This window comes from Edwardsiella anguillarum ET080813 (assembly GCF_000264765.2).
GTDB lineage: Bacteria > Pseudomonadota > Gammaproteobacteria > Enterobacterales > Enterobacteriaceae > Edwardsiella > Edwardsiella anguillarum.
The window spans coordinates 374507-390692 of the sequence record NZ_CP006664.1 but is presented as its reverse complement, the minus strand read 5'-3'; the positions used below and the strand labels follow the sequence as shown (position 1 = coordinate 390692).

Genomic DNA, 16186 nt, shown 5'->3' with positions numbered 1-16186 from the left:
TATGCAGAGGGCGATGCCGTGTCCAGTCACGTGAAGTATGGGATTGTGGGGAGTGCCGCGGCGGTGGTGCTACTGGTGCTGTGCTGGCCTGAGGCGCGTCACGAGGCCGTGCGGATCGGGCGCCTGCTCGCCTCTTTGGATGTCGCCGCGCTGCTGGCCTACCTGCGGTCATTCGGTCCCTGGGCGATGCTGGTCTCCTTTTTTCTGATGATCTTTCAGGCGCTGGCGGCGCCGCTGCCTGCGTTTGTCATCACCTTTGCTAATGCGGCGCTGTTTGGCTGGTGGCAGGGGGCGCTGCTCTCTTGGTTCAGCGCCACGGCGGCGGCGGCCCTCTGTTTTTGCCTGGCGCGGATGCTGGGGCGGGAGACGCTGGCGCGCTGGGTTTCGCCCGCCGCGCTGCGGCGCTGCGACGGCTTCTTTTCCCGCTATGGTCGCTATACCGTGCTGATCTGCCGGCTGCTGCCCTTTGTCTCGTTTGACGCGGTGAGCTATGCCGCCGGGCTGACCTCGATGGGACTGATGGAGTTTTTAGTCGCGACGGCACTGGGACAACTGCCGGCGACGCTGATCTATTCCTATGTTGGCGCGATGCTGAGCGGCGGTATCCAAATGCTGCTAAGCGGATTATTGGTATTATTCTCAATAAGCATTATGATTTACGCGATTAAGCGTAAGCCTGCGTCAAATGATTAATTTAAATTAATCTTTGCCGATGATTAAAAAACGGAGCGGCGAATCATTTATATAAGATTAGCTTAACTATTCGTTATTAGCGAAAGCTTTGTGGTCTGGCTTTTTGCTAATAGCAAAAAAAATTATTTATCAATGTGTTGGGTGTTATCTTTGCGAGGTGCTCCATCGTACTCTGTAGTATTTTGCAGCAAAAAAGTCTTTGTTAGTCCCTATGTTTTCTTTGCAATTTTCAGCCATAATTATCGATAACATAACGTGATCTTTATCTGTCTTTCGGTGTTTCTTTAGTGTGCTTTATTCAGGATGCAAGCCTGATGAAAAAGATGATTAAAGATTATCTTATGTTGTGAACACCAGGGTAAACTGTTTTTGATTAATAACGAGAAAAGATATGAGCAACGGACCACGTCCCCCCATCAATCTGGATTTGGATTTATTGCGCACCTTTGTTGCAGTGGCAGACGTGAAGACGTTTGCCGCCGCCGCCGCCCGGGTGCAACGCACACAGTCTGCCGTGAGTCAGCAGATGCAGCGTCTGGAGCAACTGGTGGGAAAAGAGCTGTTTGCCCGCCAAGGACGCAATAAGTATCTGACGGATCACGGCATGCAGCTATTAAGCTATGCCCGTAAAATCCTGCGTTTTAATGACGAGGCCTGCCACTCCCTGATCAACGATCACCTGCAGGGAACGCTGGTGGTGGGGGCGACCGACGACAGCGCCGACAATATCCTGCCGCAGTTGCTGGGCCGTTTTACCGCGCAGTATCCCAAGCTGGCGATCGACGTTCGCATGCAGCGTAACGCCGATATTCAGCTGATGCTGCTGGATAATGAGGTTGATCTTGCCGTCTCGACGGGGTGTGAGCCCTCGCTATCCAGCACCCTGCTACGCCGCTCCCCGACGGTGTGGTTTTGCGCCACCGACTATGACTTTACCCCCGGCGCGCCGATAGAGCTGGTGGTGCTGGATGAGCCGAGCGCCTTCCGCAGTCTGGCGACCGCGGCGCTGGATGCCGCCGGTTTGCCCTGGCGTCTGGCCTACGTCGCTTCAACGCTGCCGGCTCTGCGGGCGGCGCTGAAGGCGGGGTTGGGGATCTCGGCCCGCCCGATCGAGATGATGAGCTCATCGCTGCGGGTGCTGGGCGAAGCGGACGGTCTGCCGCGTCTGGCGGATACCGAATATAGTCTCTGCCTGGCGCCGCAGTGCTGTAACCCACTGGCGGTGACGCTGTTCGATGCGCTGCGTGAGGGGGGAGACGGCAGCGGCGCCTCGACAGAGGCGGACGAGGGCTGAGCGACACAGATGCTCAAGCACCGTGAATATTAATTGATTGAACGATATATTTTTCTGTTAAAAAATTAATTTATATTAATAGTTCCGGCGCCAGGCGCCGGTTTCTTTTCGCATCGTCTCTATTTCGCGTTAAATAAAAATCATTCTCAATAAATTCCCCTCGCGGGCTGACTCTTATTCCGTTTCATCTCTATAAATTACGCTTTTCACTAATATCATCCTACAATTAAACGTGCGCTGGATCATAAAAATGTCGCAGATACCTCATCCTGAGAACAGGAATTGCGTCAATAAATGATATAGTAGAAACTAAACGTTCACGTTTTTTTACATTCCAGCCACGTTTATTTGGGATTTTATACCGCTTGTCTCGGTGGTGATGTTGGATAACGAAGGGCGTTTGTTGCTTTGATGTAAACGAATGTTATATTTCCTTTTGCTAATGTTGACAAAAGGTTATCGATGGAGGTAAAACACACAGGGTTACGCTGTCTGCGCGCGCATATGCCTATCAACAGCTGTTCCTGTGATGATTTCCTTCCCTTGGGCGCTGTGGTCATTGTCTGCTGGAGCGATTCGGCAACGGGCAATACCGCGTTAAATGAGTAAGCATAAGAGTATGTCAACAGCCACTGAAGTTATCGCCCAGCATTGGGCATTCGCCGTTTTTGTTCTCGTCGCGCTCGGTCTGTGTGGGTTTATGTTGCTTGGGGCCTATGCCCTGGGGGGAAAGGCCCGCGCCCGTACCAAGAATATTCCCTACGAATCCGGTATCGATTCGGTTGGCTCGGCCCGCCTGCGTCTCTCCGCCAAATTTTACCTGGTCGCCATGTTCTTCGTTATTTTTGACGTGGAGGCGCTCTATCTTTATGCCTGGTCGGTTTCGGTGCGTGAAAACGGCTGGCTGGGTTTTGCCGAGGCCACGCTGTTTATTCTGATTCTGCTGGCCGGCCTATTTTATCTGGTGCGCATCGGCGCCCTGGATTGGACGCCTGCGCGATCCAAGCGCCGCATTACCCACGAAAGCCCCATCGTCATGACCGACAAACGCCCGCAGTAGCCGACGGATGGTGGCCCGTGACGCCAGGATTTACCCGCTTTATCAAGATATGAGGCAACAAAGATGGATTACACGCTGACGCGCATCGATCCTGACGGTGATAACGACCGTTACCCCCTGCAGAAACAGGAGGTGGTGAGCGATCCTCTGGAGCAGCACGTTCACCGCAGCGTCTACATGGGTAAGCTCGATCACGCCCTGCACGACATGGTCAACTGGGGGCGCAAGAACTCGCTGTGGCCCTATAACTTCGGTCTTTCCTGCTGCTATGTGGAAATGGTGACGTCGTTTACGGCGGTGCATGACGTGGCGCGTTTTGGTGCGGAAGTGTTGCGCGCCTCGCCGCGACAGGCGGATTTTATGGTGGTCGCCGGCACCTGCTTTACCAAGATGGCACCGGTTATCCAGCGTCTGTATGAACAGATGCTGGAGCCGAAATGGGTGATCTCCATGGGCGCCTGCGCCAACTCCGGCGGCATGTACGATATTTACTCTGTGGTACAGGGGGTGGACAAGTTTATTCCGGTGGATGTGTATATCCCCGGCTGTCCGCCGCGCCCGGAGGCGTACATGCAGGCGCTGATGCTGCTGCAGGAGTCGATCGGTCAGGAGCGTCGTCCGCTCTCCTGGGTGGTGGGTGATCAGGGCGTTTACCGCGCCAATATGCAGTCCGAGCGCGAGCGTAAGCGCGCGGAGCGTATCGCGGTAACCAACCTGCGTACGCCCGACGAAATTTAAGCGCGGCGCGGCGGGCCGCCGCGTTTACCGTTGGAATTTAGCCCGTTTTGCCCCGCGATGCGGCGGCAAGTGTCATTCAATGCGTGGTGATAAAAAATTATGACAGATTCGACGACGCACGATCGCGAGATGCCGGCGTGGCAGACCCACGACCATCTCGACGATCCGGTTATCGGGGAGTTGACCAAGCGCTTTGGGCCGGAGGCGTTTAGCGTCCAGCCAACCCGAACCGGGATGCCGGTGGTGTGGGTCAAGCGCGAGCAGCTGCTGGAGGTGATGGCGTTCCTGAGGCAGCTGCCCAAGCCCTACGTGATGCTGTTTGACCTGCACGGTATGGACGAGCGTCTGCGTACCCACCGCCAGGGACTGCCGGCGGCGGACTTCTCCGTGTTCTACCACCTGATCTCCATCGATCGCAACCGCGATATTATGCTCAAGGTGGCCCTGGTCGAACAGGACCTGCACCTGCCGACGGTGACCCGCCAGTTCCCCAACGCCAACTGGTATGAGCGGGAAACCTTTGACCTGTTCGGCATCACCTTCGACGGCCATCCGCATATGACCCGTCTGCTGATGCCGCGTACCTGGCAGGGGCATCCGCTGCGCAAGGACTACCCGGCGCGCGCCACCGAATTCGATCCCTTCGAGCTGACCAAGCAGAAGCAGGATCTGGAGATGGAGTCCCTCAAGTTCCGCCCGGAAGAGTGGGGGATGCAGCGCGGCACCGCCAACGAAGACTTCATGTTCCTCAACCTGGGGCCGAACCACCCCTCATCCCACGGCGCCTTCCGCATCGTGCTGCAGCTGGACGGCGAAGACATTGTCGACTGCGTGCCGGATATCGGCTATCACCACCGCGGCGCCGAGAAGATGGGTGAGCGTCAGTCCTGGCACAGCTACATTCCCTATACCGATCGCATCGAATACCTGGGCGGCTGCGTCAATGAGATGCCCTATGTGCTGGCGGTGGAGAAGCTGGCCGGGATCGAGGTGCCGGAGCGGGTGAAGGTGATCCGCGTGATGCTCTCCGAGCTGTTCCGCATCAACAGCCATCTGCTGTACATCTCCACCTTTATTCAGGACGTCGGCGCCATGACGCCGGTGTTCTTCGCCTTTACCGACCGTCAGAAGATCTATGACATCGTCGAGGCGGTCACCGGTTTCCGTATGCACCCGGCCTGGTTCCGCATCGGCGGCGTGGCGCATGACCTGCCCAAGGGCTGGGATCGCCTGCTGCGCGAGTTCCTGGAGTGGATGCCCAAACGCCTGGACTCCTACGTCAAGGCAGCGCTGCACAACACCATTCTGAAAGGGCGCTCCGTCGGCGTGGCCGCCTATGGCGCCAAGGATGCGCTGGCCTGGGGCACCACCGGCGCGGGTCTACGCGCCACCGGCATCGCCTTCGACGTGCGCAAGTGGCGGCCGTACTCCGGCTATGAAAACTTCGAGTTTGAGGTGCCGACCGCCAGTAACGGCGACTGCTATGACCGCGTGATGCTGAAGGTGGAAGAGATCCGCCAGAGCCTGCGCATTCTGCAGCAGTGCCTGAAGAACATGCCGGAGGGGCCGTTCAAGGCGGATCACCCGCTGACCACGCCGCCGCCGAAAGAGCGCACGCTGCAGCATATCGATACCCTGATCAACCACTTCCTGCAGGTCTCCTGGGGGCCGGTGATGCCGGCCAACGAGTCGTTCCAGATGGTGGAGGCGACCAAGGGGATTAACAGTTACTACCTGACCAGCGACGGCGGCACCATGAGCTATCGCACGCGTATCCGTACACCGAGCTATGCGCATCTGCAGCAGATCCCGTCGGTGATCCGTGGCTGTCTGGTGTCCGACCTGATCGTGTACCTCGGCAGTATTGATTTTGTTATGTCAGATGTGGACCGCTAATCATGACAGAAAACGTATTGGACAAGGATTCGGTTTTTGTACTCAGCGACAGCGCGCGCGCCGAAATTGAGCATGAAATCGAGCACTATGAAGATCCGCGCGCCGCATCGATTGAGGCGCTGAAGATCGTGCAGAAAGAGCACGGCTGGGTGCCGGATGCGGCGATCGAGGCCATCGCCGAGGTGCTGGGGATCCCGGCCGCCGATGTCGAGGGGGTGGCGACATTCTACAGCCAGATCTTCCGCCAGCCGGTCGGGCGTCACATCGTACGCTACTGCGACAGCGTGGTATGTCATATCAACGGCTATCAGGGTATCAAGGCGGCGCTGGAGCAGACGCTGAACATTCAGCCGGGCGAAACCACCTTCGACGGCCGTTTTACCCTGCTGCCGACCTGCTGCCTGGGCAACTGCGACAAGGGGCCGAACATGATGATCGATGACGATCTGCACGATCACCTGACGCCGGAGCGGGCCCTCGAACTGCTGGAGCGCTACAAATGAGAGAGATTATTCGTACCGCTGAATCGCATCCGCTGACCTGGCGCCTGCGCGATGACCAACAGCCGGTGTGGCTGGATGAGTATCGCGCCAAGAACGGCTACCACGCCGCCGAGCGCGCCCTGAAGGGGATGGCGCAGGACGAGGTGGTGACGCTGGTCAAGAACGCCGGGCTGAAAGGGCGCGGCGGGGCCGGCTTCTCCACCGGGCTGAAGTGGAGCCTGATGCCCAAGGACGAAAGCATGAACGTCCGCTACCTGCTGTGCAACGCGGATGAGATGGAGCCGGGCACCTATAAAGACCGCCTGCTGATGGAGCAGCTGCCGCACCTGCTGGTGGAGGGGATGCTGATCGGCGCCTACGCGCTGAAGGCCTACCGCGGCTATATCTTCCTGCGCGGCGAGTATGTGACGGCGGCGGAGAACCTGCGCCGGGCGATCGACGAAGCCCGCGCGGCGGGGCTGCTGGGCAAGAATATTCTCGGCAGCGGTTTCGACTTCGATCTGTTCGTGCACACCGGCGCCGGGCGCTACATCTGCGGCGAGGAGACGGCGCTGATCAACTCCCTGGAGGGACGCCGCGCCAATCCGCGCGCCAAGCCGCCGTTCCCGGCCAGCGCCGGCGCCTGGGGCAAGCCGACCTGCGTCAATAACGTGGAGACGCTGTGCAACGTGCCGGCGATCGTCGAGCACGGCGCCGCCTGGTACCAGGGGCTGTCCGCCGGCAAAAGTCAGGATGCCGGCACCAAGCTGATGGGCTTCTCCGGGCGGGTGAAGAACCCCGGCCTGTGGGAGCTGCCCTTCGGCACGACGGCGCGTGAAATCTTAGAGGACTACGCCGGCGGGATGCGCGATGGGCTGAAGCTGAAGGCCTGGCAGCCGGGCGGGGCGGGGACTGACTTTTTGACCGAGGCGCACCTGGATCTGCCGATGGACTTCGCCAGCATCGGCAAGGCGGGCAGCCGTCTGGGCACCGCGCTGGCGATGGCGGTTGACCATGAGATCAACATGGTCTCGCTGCTGTGCAATCTGGAGAGCTTCTTCGCCCGCGAGTCCTGCGGCTGGTGTACGCCGTGCCGCGACGGTCTGCCGTGGGGGCTGAAGATTCTGCGCGCGCTGGAGCGCGGCGAGGGGCAGCCGGGGGACATCGAAACCCTTGAGCAGCTGTGCCGCCTGCTGGCGCCGGGTCATACCTTCTGCGCCCACGCCCCCGGGGCGGTAGAGCCGCTGCAGAGCGCGATTAAATACTTCCGCGAAGAGTTTGAGGCGGGGATCGCCCGGGAGACGGTCGGCAACGTCAGCCCCATCCGCGGAATTCAGCCCAACTTACTGAAATCACGCTGGTAATTGAATCTCTTCGCCGTTGACGGCGGGGGGATACGGTTTTCTTATTTTGGAAGCATGTCAATGGCAACAATACATGTAGACGGCAAAGAGTATGACGTCGACGGGGCGGAGAACCTGCTGCAGGCCTGTCTCTCCCTGGGGCTCGACATACCCTACTTTTGCTGGCATCCGGCGCTGGGCAGCGTCGGCGCCTGCCGCCAGTGCGCGGTTAAGCAGTATCAGAACGCGGAGGATACCCGTGGGCGACTGGTGATGTCCTGTATGACGCCGGCCGCCGATGGCACCTATATCGCCATCGATGACGAGGAGGCCAAGCGGTTCCGTGAGAGCGTGGTGGAGTTTTTGATGACCAACCACCCACACGACTGTCCGGTGTGCGAGGAGGGCGGTAACTGTCACCTGCAGGATATGACCGTGATGACCGGCCACCGCCTGCGCCGCTACCGCTTTACCAAGCGTACTCATGAGAACCAGGATCTGGGGCCGTTTATCTCCCACGAGATGAACCGCTGCATCGCCTGCTACCGCTGCGTGCGCTACTACAAGGATTACGCCGGCGGCACCGACTTCGGCGTCTACGGCGCCCACGATAACGTCTACTTCGGACGCCCGCAGAGCGGCACGCTGGAGAGCGAGTTTTCCGGCAACCTGGTGGAGATCTGCCCAACCGGGGTGTTCACCGACAAGACCCACTCCGAGCGCTATAACCGCAAGTGGGATATGCAGTTTGCCCCCAGCGTCTGCCAGCAGTGCAGCGTCGGCTGTAACACCAGCCCCGGCGAGCGCTACGGCGAGCTGCGCCGTATCGAAAACCGCTTCAACGGCACCGTGAACCACTACTTCCTATGCGATCGCGGCCGTTTCGGCTACGGCTATGTCAATCTCAAGGATCGTCCGCGCCGGCCGCAGCAGCGCCGTGGGACGGACTGGATCGATCTCAACGCCGAGCAGGCGCTGCAGGGCGGGGCCGATATTCTGCGCCGCGCCAGCAAGGTGATCGGCATCGGCTCGCCGCGCGCCAGCGTGGAGAGCAACTTCGCCCTGCGTGAGCTGGTGGGGGCGGAGAACTTCTACAGCGGCATCGACGTGGGTGAGCTGAAGCGCCTGAACCTGATGCTGTCGGTGCTGCGCGACGGCGGTATCTACACGCCGTCCCTGCGCGAGATGGAGCAGTACGATGCGGTGCTGATCCTCGGTGAGGATGTGACTCAGACGGCGGCGCGCATCGCGCTGGCCCTGCGTCAGGCGGTGAAGGGCAAGGCGCAGGCCATGGCCGCCGCCCAGCGGGTGGCCGACTGGCAGATCGCCGCGGTGCAGAACATCGGCCAGCACGCCAAGTACCCGCTGTTTATCACCAGTATTGATGAAACTCGCCTGGATGACATCGCCGCCCTGAATTACTGCGCGCCGGTGGCCGACCAGGCGCGCTTAGGCTTTGCTGTGGCGCACGCGCTGGATGAAAACGCGCCGGCGGTCGAGGGGCTGTCGGACGAGGTGCGCCGTCAGGCTGATATCATCGCTCAGGCGCTGGCCGGTGCGCGCAAACCCCTGATCGTGACCGGCAGCGGGGCGGGCTATACCCCGATGATCGAGGCGGCGGCCAACGTGGCGCGCGCGCTGAAGCAGCGTGCGCTGGAGGTCGGCATCACCTTCGTACCGGCTGAGGCCAACAGCATGGGGTTGGCGATGATGGATGCCTCCTCGCTGGATAACGCGCTGGTGCAGCTGGAGCAGGGCTATGCGGATACCGCGATCGTGCTGGAGAACGACCTGTACCGTCATGCGCCGTCGGCGCGCGTCGATGCGGCGCTGGCCAAGGCCAACGGCCTGATCGTCATCGACCATCAGCGCACGGCCATCATGGATCGCGCCGATCTGGTGCTCTCCGCCGCCAGCTTCGCGGAAAGCGACGGTACCTTGGTTAACCAGGAAGGGCGCGCCCAGCGCTTCTTCCAGGTGTTCGATCCTGCGTTCTACGACGATCCGAAGAAGAAGTCGCCGACCATCATGCTGGAGGGGTGGCGCTGGCTGCATGCCCTGCGGGTGAGCGCCGGCCAGCAGGTGCCGGACTGGAGCCAGCTCGATCAGGTGATCGCCGACTGCGTGCAGGCCTGCCCACAGTTCGCCGGCATGGTCGACGCGGCGCCCAACGCCGCCTTCCGGGTGCGTGGGCAGAAGCTGGCGCGTGAGCCGCTGCGCTACAGCGGGCGTACCTCGATGCTGGCCAACATCAGCGTCCATGAGCCGCGCCAGCCGCAGGATAAGGACACCGCCTTTGCCTTTTCGATGGAGGGCTACAGCGCGCCGCAGGCCGAGCGTCAGGAGTTCGCCTTCGCCTGGGCGCCGGGCTGGAACTCCCCGCAGGCCTGGAACAAGTTCCAGGATGAGGTCGGCAGCCACCTGCGCTTCGGCGATCCGGGCGTGCGCCTGATCGCGGCCGGTGACGGCGGATTACCCTATTTCACCCAGGTACCGGCGCCGTATCAGGTGCACGGCTGGGTGATCGCCCCTTACTACCATCTGTTTGGCAGCGACGAGCTGACTCAGCGTACGCCGGTGATCCAGCGCCGCATGCCGCAGGCCTGCGTGCGGGTCTGCCCGGAGGATGCCGCGCGGATGGGCGCGTCGGAGGGGGTGACGATCGAACTGAGCTGCGCCGGCGAGGTGCTGCGTCTGCCGCTGCAGATTAGCCGCCGCCTGCAGCCGGGTCAGGTCGGCCTGCCGCTGGGCATGCCGGGGGTCGCGCCGGTGTTGAACGGCGTTAAAGTGGATTACATGCGGGAGGCTGCGGTATGAGCGTAATAACGCCGGATACGGTGGAGATCCTTCTCACCGTGCTGAAGGCTGTGGTGATCCTGCTGGTGGTGGTCACCTGTGGGGCCTTTATGAGCTTCGGTGAACGCCGTCTGCTGGGGTTGTTCCAGAACCGCTACGGGCCAAGCCGGGTAGGGTGGGGCGGTTCGCTGCAGCTGGTGGCGGACATGATCAAGATGTTCTTCAAGGAGGACTGGGTTCCGCCGTTCACCGATCGCCTGATCTTTACCCTGGCGCCGATGATCGCCTTCTGCTCGCTGCTGCTCTCGTTTGCCATCGTGCCGGTGGCGCCGGGCTGGATGGGGGCCGACCTTAACATCGGCATCCTGTTCTTCCTGATGATGGCCGGGCTGGCGGTGTATGCGGTGCTGTTCGCCGGCTGGTCGAGCAATAACAAATACTCCCTGCTGGGGGCGATGCGCGCCTCGGCGCAGACCCTGAGCTATGAGGTGTTCCTCGGCCTTTCGCTGATGGGGGTGGTGGCGCAGGCCGGCTCCTTCAATATGCAGGTGATCGTCGACTCGCAGAGCCATCTGTGGAACATCATTCCGCAGTTCTTCGGCTTCCTGACCTTTATCATCGCCGGCGTCGCGGTGTGTCACCGTCACCCGTTCGACCAGCCGGAGGCTGAGCAGGAGTTGGCCGATGGCTACCATATCGAATACTCCGGGATGAAGTTCGGTCTGTTCTTCGTCGGTGAATACATCGGTATTGTCACCATCTCAGCGCTGATCGTCACCCTGTTCTTCGGCGGCTGGCACGGGCCGTGGCTGCCGCCGTTTATCTGGTTCGCCCTCAAGACGGCGTTCTTTATGGTGATGTTTATTCTGGTACGCGCCTCCCTGCCGCGTCCCCGCTATGACCAGGTGATGGCCTTCGGCTGGCGGATCTGCCTGCCGCTGACGCTGATCAACCTGTTGGTCACGGCGGCCGTCATTTTGTATCACGCTCAGTAAAAGGGGTGAGTGTAACCATGACATTGAAAGAGTTAGTGGTTGGTTTCGGCACCCAAGTGCGCAGCCTGTGGATGATAGGCCTGCATGCTTTCGCCAAACGCGAAACCAAAATGTATCCGGAGGAGCCGGTATACCTGCCACCGCGCTACCGCGGCCGTATCGTGCTGACGCGCGATCCGGACGGCGCCGAGCGCTGCGTGGCCTGCAACCTGTGTGCGGTGGCCTGCCCGGTCGGCTGCATCTCGCTGCAGAAGGCGGAGACCGAGGATGGCCGCTGGTATCCGGAGTTTTTCCGCATCAACTTTTCCCGCTGTATTTTCTGCGGCATGTGCGAGGAGGCCTGTCCGACCACCGCCCTGCAGCTCACGCCGGATTTTGAGATGGGGGAGTTCCGTCGTCAGGATCTGGTGTATGAGAAAGAGGATCTGCTGATTTCCGGGCCGGGGAAATACCCCGACTACAACTTTTACCGTATGGCCGGTATGGCGATCGATGGCAAAGCCAAGGGCGAGGCCGAAAACGAAGCCAAACCGATCGACGTCAAAGGTCTGTTGCCCTAAGGAGCCGAGCATGGAATTTGCCTTTTACGCTGCGGCGCTGGTGGCCGTGTTGGCGACGATCCGCGTGATCACCCACACCAACCCGGTGCATGCGCTGCTGTACCTGATCGTCTCGCTGCTGGCGGTGGCGGCGGTGTTCTTCTCCCTCGGCGCCTACTTTGCCGGGGCGCTGGAGATCATCGTCTACGCTGGCGCCATCATGGTGCTGTTCGTCTTCGTGGTGATGATGCTCAACCTGGGCCACTCGGTGGTCGAGCAGGAGCGCGCCTGGCTGAAGCCCGGCGTGTGGATCGGTCCGGCGCTGCTGTCGCTGATCCTGCTGGCGGTGGTGCTGTATGCGATTAGCACCCTGCAGGGTGGTGTCCTCGATGGTCGCGCCGTGGATGCCAAGGCGGTGGGGATTGCCTTGTTCGGGCCCTATGTGCTGGCGGTGGAGCTGGTCTCAATGCTGCTGCTGGCCGGCCTGGTGGTGGCCTTCCACATCGGTCGTGAACACCATCCGGGCGAGGTACTGAGCAATAAGGCCGCGTCCCAGGGGACGGCGGCGATGGCGGTACGTAATAAAGCGGAGGAGCGCGCATGATCCCGTTACAACATGGGCTGATCTTGGCAGCCATTCTGTTCGCGCTGGGGCTGACCGGCCTGTTAATCCGCCGCAACCTGCTGTTCATGCTGATCAGTCTGGAGATCATGATCAACGCGGCGGCGCTGGCCTTTGTGGTGGCCGGCAGCGTCTGGGGCCAGGCCGACGGGCAGGTGATGTATATCCTGGCCATCAGTCTGGCGGCGGCGGAGGCCTCTATCGGTCTGGCGCTGTTGCTGCAGCTGCATCGTCGCCGCAACACCCTGAATATCGATACTGTCAGTGAGATGCGCGGATGAACCTACTCTATTTAACCATTCTGCTGCCGCTGCTGGGATTTCTGATCCTGGCCTTTTCCCGCGGCCGTCTGTCGGAGAATCACACCGCGATCATCGGGGTCGGTTCCGTCGGTCTAGCGGCGCTGGTCACCCTGTACGTCGGCGCCGACTTTCTGAGTCACAATGCGGCCGGTGCAGCCTATAGCCAGCATCTGTGGAACTGGATGGCGGTCGGTAACTTTACCATTCCGGTGACCCTCAGCCTGGACGGCCTGTCGCTGACCATGCTGTCGGTGGTGACCGGCGTCGGCTTCCTGATCCACCTGTTCGCCTCATGGTATATGCGCGGGGAGGAGGGCTACTCCCGCTTCTTCGCCTATACCAACCTGTTTATCGCCAGCATGGTGGTACTGGTGTTGGCGGATAACCTGATGCTGATGTACCTCGGCTGGGAAGGGGTGGGGCTGTGCAGCTATCTGCTGATCGGGTTCTACTACACCAATCCGGCCAACGGTGCGGCGGCGATGAAGGCATTCATCGTGACCCGCGTCGGCGACGTGTTCCTGGCCATCGGCCTGTTTATCCTCTACCACCAGCTGGGTACCCTGAATATCCGCGAGCTGATGGTATTGGCGCCGCAGCAGCTGGCGGTCGGTTCGCCGGCCATCACCTGGGCGACGCTGATGCTGCTGGGCGGCGCGGTGGGTAAATCGGCTCAGCTGCCGCTGCAGACCTGGCTTGCCGATGCCATGGCGGGCCCGACGCCGGTCTCTGCGCTGATCCACGCCGCGACCATGGTGACCGCCGGGGTCTATCTGATCGCCCGGACCCATGGCCTGTTCGTGATGGCGCCGGAGGTGCTGCACCTGGTGGGGATTATCGGCGCCGTGACGCTGGTGCTGGCCGGCTTTGCCGCGCTGGTGCAGACGGATATCAAGCGGGTATTGGCCTACTCCACCATGAGCCAGATCGGCTATATGTTCCTGGCGCTAGGGGTACAGGCCTGGGATGCTGCGATTTTCCATCTGATGACCCACGCCTTCTTCAAGGCGCTGCTGTTCCTCTCCTCCGGCTCGGTTATTCTGGCCTGCCACCATGAGCAGAACATCTTCAAGATGGGCGGACTACGCCACAAGCTGCCGCTGACCTACCTGTGCTTCCTGGTGGGCGGGGGGGCACTGGCGGCGCTGCCGCTGGTCACCGCCGGATTCTACAGTAAAGATGAGATCCTGTGGGGAGCGCTGGCCTCGGGCCATGTCAACCTGATGATGGCCGGGCTTATCGGCGCCTTCCTGACCTCGCTGTATACCTTCCGGATGATCTTCATCGTGTTCCACGGCGAGGCGCATACCCAGGCCCATGAGGTGAAGGGGCTGAGCCACAACCTGCCGCTGATCGTGCTGATGATCCTCTCTACCTTCGTCGGGGCGCTGATCACCCCGCCGCTGGCCGGGGTGCTGCCCGCCATGCCTGAGGGTGAGGGGGGCAAGGTGACGCTGGAGGTGGTATCGGCCATCGTCGCCATCGCCGGGGTACTGCTGGCGGCGCGTCTTTATCTGGGGCAGCGCAGCCTGGTCAACGGGATCGCCAACAGCGTGCCGGGGCGTTTCCTCTCCACGTGGTGGTTCCATGCCTGGGGATTCGACTGGCTGTACCGGCAGATCTTTATTAAGCCATTTAAGGCCGTCGCCTGGCTGCTGCGGCGCGATCCGCTCGATCGCATGATGAACCTGTTTGCGCTGGTGGCCCGCTTGGGCAACCGTGCGCTGGCCGTCAGCGAAAACGGGCAGCTGCGCTGGTATGCAGCGTCGATGGGTGTTGGGGCAGTGGTCGTTTTGGCGCTGTTGTTATTGGTTAAGTGAATCTCGTTAAAGCGGGTGAGGGGACGACCCCTGTCTCCTCCGTTTGAATGTATTCAGAATAAGGGAAACCAAACGCCATGTTATTACCTTGGCTAATTCTTATCCCGCTGATTGGCGGTCTGCTGTCCTGGCAGGGCGAGCGTCTGGGGCTGAAAGCGCCGCGCTGGATTGCGCTGCTGGCCATGGGCCTGACGCTGCTGCTGTCGCTGTACCTGTGGCTGCAGGGCAACTATGGCTTGACCCAGGCGGCGGGTATTCCACAGTGGCAGTCCAGCTTCATGGTGCCGTGGATCCCGAGCCTGGGCATCTCCTTCCATCTGGCGCTCGACGGCTTGTCGCTGCTGATGGTGGTGCTGACCGCGCTGCTGGGGGTGCTGGCCATCCTCTGCTCCTGGAATGAGATCCATAAGTACCAGGGCTTCTTCCACCTTAACCTGCTGTGGATCCTGGCAGGGGTGATCGGCGTCTTCCTGGCCATCGACATGTTCCTGTTCTTCTTCTTCTGGGAAATGATGCTGGTGCCGATGTACTTCCTAATCGCCCTGTGGGGCCATAAGGGATCCGACGGCAAGACGCGCATCAGCGCGGCGACCAAGTTCTTCATCTATACCCAGGCCAGCGGTCTGGTGATGCTGATCGCCATCTTCGGCCTGGTGTGGGTGCACTACAACGCCACCGGGGTGCTGAGCTTCGACTATGAGGTGCTGCTCAACACGCCGATGAGCCACACGGTGCAGTATCTGCTGATGCTGGGCTTCTTTATCGCCTTTGCGGTGAAGATGCCGGTGGTGCCGCTGCACGGCTGGCTGCCGGACGCGCACAGTCAGGCGCCGACCGCCGGCTCCGTCGACTTGGCCGGTATCCTGCTGAAGACCGCGGCCTATGGCCTGCTGCGTTTCAGCCTGCCGCTGTTCCCGCAGGCCTCGCTCGAGTTCGCGCCCATCGCTATGGCGCTGGGGGTGATCGGGATCTTCTACGGCGCCTGGATGGCCTATATCCAGACGGATATCAAGCGTCTGATCGCCTACACCTCGGTGTCGCACATGGGCTTTGTGATGATCGCCATCTACTCCGGCAGTCAGCTGGCGTTCCAGGGGGCGGTGGTGCAGATGATCGCGCACGGCCTCTCCGCCGCCGGGCTGTTCATCATTACCGGTCAGCTGTATGAGCGCCTGCATACCCGCGATCTGCGCGAGATGGGCGGCCTGTGGGGGCGTGTGAAGTACCTGCCCGCGCTGTCGCTATTCTTCGCCGTGGCGACCCTGGGGATGCCGGGCACCGGTAACTTCGTCGGTGAATTTATGATGATGTTCGGCAGCTTCCAGGTGGTGCCGGTGACGACGGTGGTCGCCAGCTTCGGCCTGGTGTTTGCGTCCGTCTATTCGCTGGTGATGATGCAGCGCGCCTACTACGGCGCGCCCAAGTCAGACCAGCCGCTGGCCAGTCTGAGCGTGCGTGAGCTGTCGCTGATTCTGCTGCTGGTGGTACTGCTGGTGCTGCTGGGGATCTTCCCGCAGCCGGTGCTAGATACCTCCAGCGCGGCGATGGGCAATATTCAGCATTGGTTCGCTTCTGCTTCAACTTTAACCACAAGGCCGTAAATCGC

At 60.9% G+C, this 16186-nt stretch carries 14 protein-coding genes; all 14 read left to right on the top strand.

Annotated features, from left to right (window positions below; all coding sequences use genetic code 11):
- Positions 1–18: 18 nt before the first annotated feature.
- On the top strand, positions 19–693 hold the full coding sequence (locus tag ETEE_RS01730; RefSeq protein ID WP_225865100.1) for a TVP38/TMEM64 family protein: 675 nt from the start codon (positions 19–21) through the stop codon (positions 691–693).
- Between the two features lie 391 nt (positions 694–1084).
- On the top strand, positions 1085–1987 hold the full coding sequence (locus ETEE_RS01725; protein WP_034162625.1) for a LysR substrate-binding domain-containing protein: 903 nt from the start codon (positions 1085–1087) through the stop codon (positions 1985–1987).
- A 619-nt stretch (positions 1988–2606) separates the two neighbouring features.
- Positions 2607–3047 carry an NADH-quinone oxidoreductase subunit A gene (locus ETEE_RS01720; RefSeq protein WP_015461917.1) on the top strand — a complete coding sequence of 147 codons (441 nt, stop codon included), beginning with the start codon at positions 2607–2609 and terminating at the stop codon, positions 3045–3047.
- A 63-nt stretch (positions 3048–3110) separates the two neighbouring features.
- Entirely contained in the window at positions 3111–3785 is a 675-nt protein-coding gene (locus tag ETEE_RS01715; protein WP_012849213.1) for a NuoB/complex I 20 kDa subunit family protein, read from the top strand.
- Between the two features lie 99 nt (positions 3786–3884).
- Positions 3885–5681, top strand: coding sequence for an NADH-quinone oxidoreductase subunit C/D (nuoC, locus tag ETEE_RS01710; protein ID WP_034162624.1), 1797 nt, complete (start codon positions 3885–3887; stop codon positions 5679–5681).
- Positions 5682–5683: 2 nt separating this feature from the next.
- Positions 5684–6184 carry an NADH-quinone oxidoreductase subunit NuoE gene (gene nuoE, locus ETEE_RS01705; protein ID WP_034162623.1) on the top strand — a complete coding sequence of 167 codons (501 nt, stop codon included), beginning with the start codon at positions 5684–5686 and terminating at the stop codon, positions 6182–6184.
- On the top strand, positions 6181–7527 hold the full coding sequence (gene nuoF, locus ETEE_RS01700; protein ID WP_034162622.1) for an NADH-quinone oxidoreductase subunit NuoF: 1347 nt from the start codon (positions 6181–6183) through the stop codon (positions 7525–7527). Before nuoE ends, nuoF begins: the two co-directional genes overlap by 4 nt.
- 60 nt (positions 7528–7587) lie before the next feature.
- Positions 7588–10323 (top strand): NADH-quinone oxidoreductase subunit NuoG, encoded by a 2736-nt coding sequence (gene nuoG / locus ETEE_RS01695; protein WP_034162621.1) that lies wholly within the window; start codon positions 7588–7590, stop codon positions 10321–10323.
- A complete protein-coding gene (gene nuoH / locus ETEE_RS01690) occupies positions 10320–11297 on the top strand; it encodes an NADH-quinone oxidoreductase subunit NuoH (RefSeq protein ID WP_034162620.1) in 978 nt (325 codons plus the stop codon). The genes nuoG and nuoH overlap by 4 nt, the downstream gene beginning before the upstream one ends.
- A gap of 17 nt (positions 11298–11314) precedes the next feature.
- Complete coding sequence (gene nuoI / locus ETEE_RS01685; RefSeq protein ID WP_005288223.1) at positions 11315–11857, top strand: NADH-quinone oxidoreductase subunit NuoI; 543 nt, start codon at positions 11315–11317, stop codon at positions 11855–11857.
- A 10-nt stretch (positions 11858–11867) separates the two neighbouring features.
- On the top strand, positions 11868–12440 hold the full coding sequence (gene nuoJ / locus ETEE_RS01680) for an NADH-quinone oxidoreductase subunit J (protein WP_034162619.1): 573 nt from the start codon (positions 11868–11870) through the stop codon (positions 12438–12440).
- The gene (gene nuoK, locus ETEE_RS01675; RefSeq protein WP_012849206.1) at positions 12437–12739 is read left to right on the top strand and encodes an NADH-quinone oxidoreductase subunit NuoK; all 303 of its coding nucleotides are present in this window, start codon (positions 12437–12439) and stop codon (positions 12737–12739) included. Before nuoJ ends, nuoK begins: the two co-directional genes overlap by 4 nt.
- Complete coding sequence (gene nuoL / locus ETEE_RS01670) at positions 12736–14580, top strand: NADH-quinone oxidoreductase subunit L (protein WP_034162618.1); 1845 nt, start codon at positions 12736–12738, stop codon at positions 14578–14580. Before nuoK ends, nuoL begins: the two co-directional genes overlap by 4 nt.
- Positions 14581–14657: 77 nt before the next feature.
- Complete coding sequence (nuoM, locus tag ETEE_RS01665; protein WP_034162617.1) at positions 14658–16181, top strand: NADH-quinone oxidoreductase subunit M; 1524 nt, start codon at positions 14658–14660, stop codon at positions 16179–16181.
- Positions 16182–16186 lie beyond the last annotated feature (5 nt).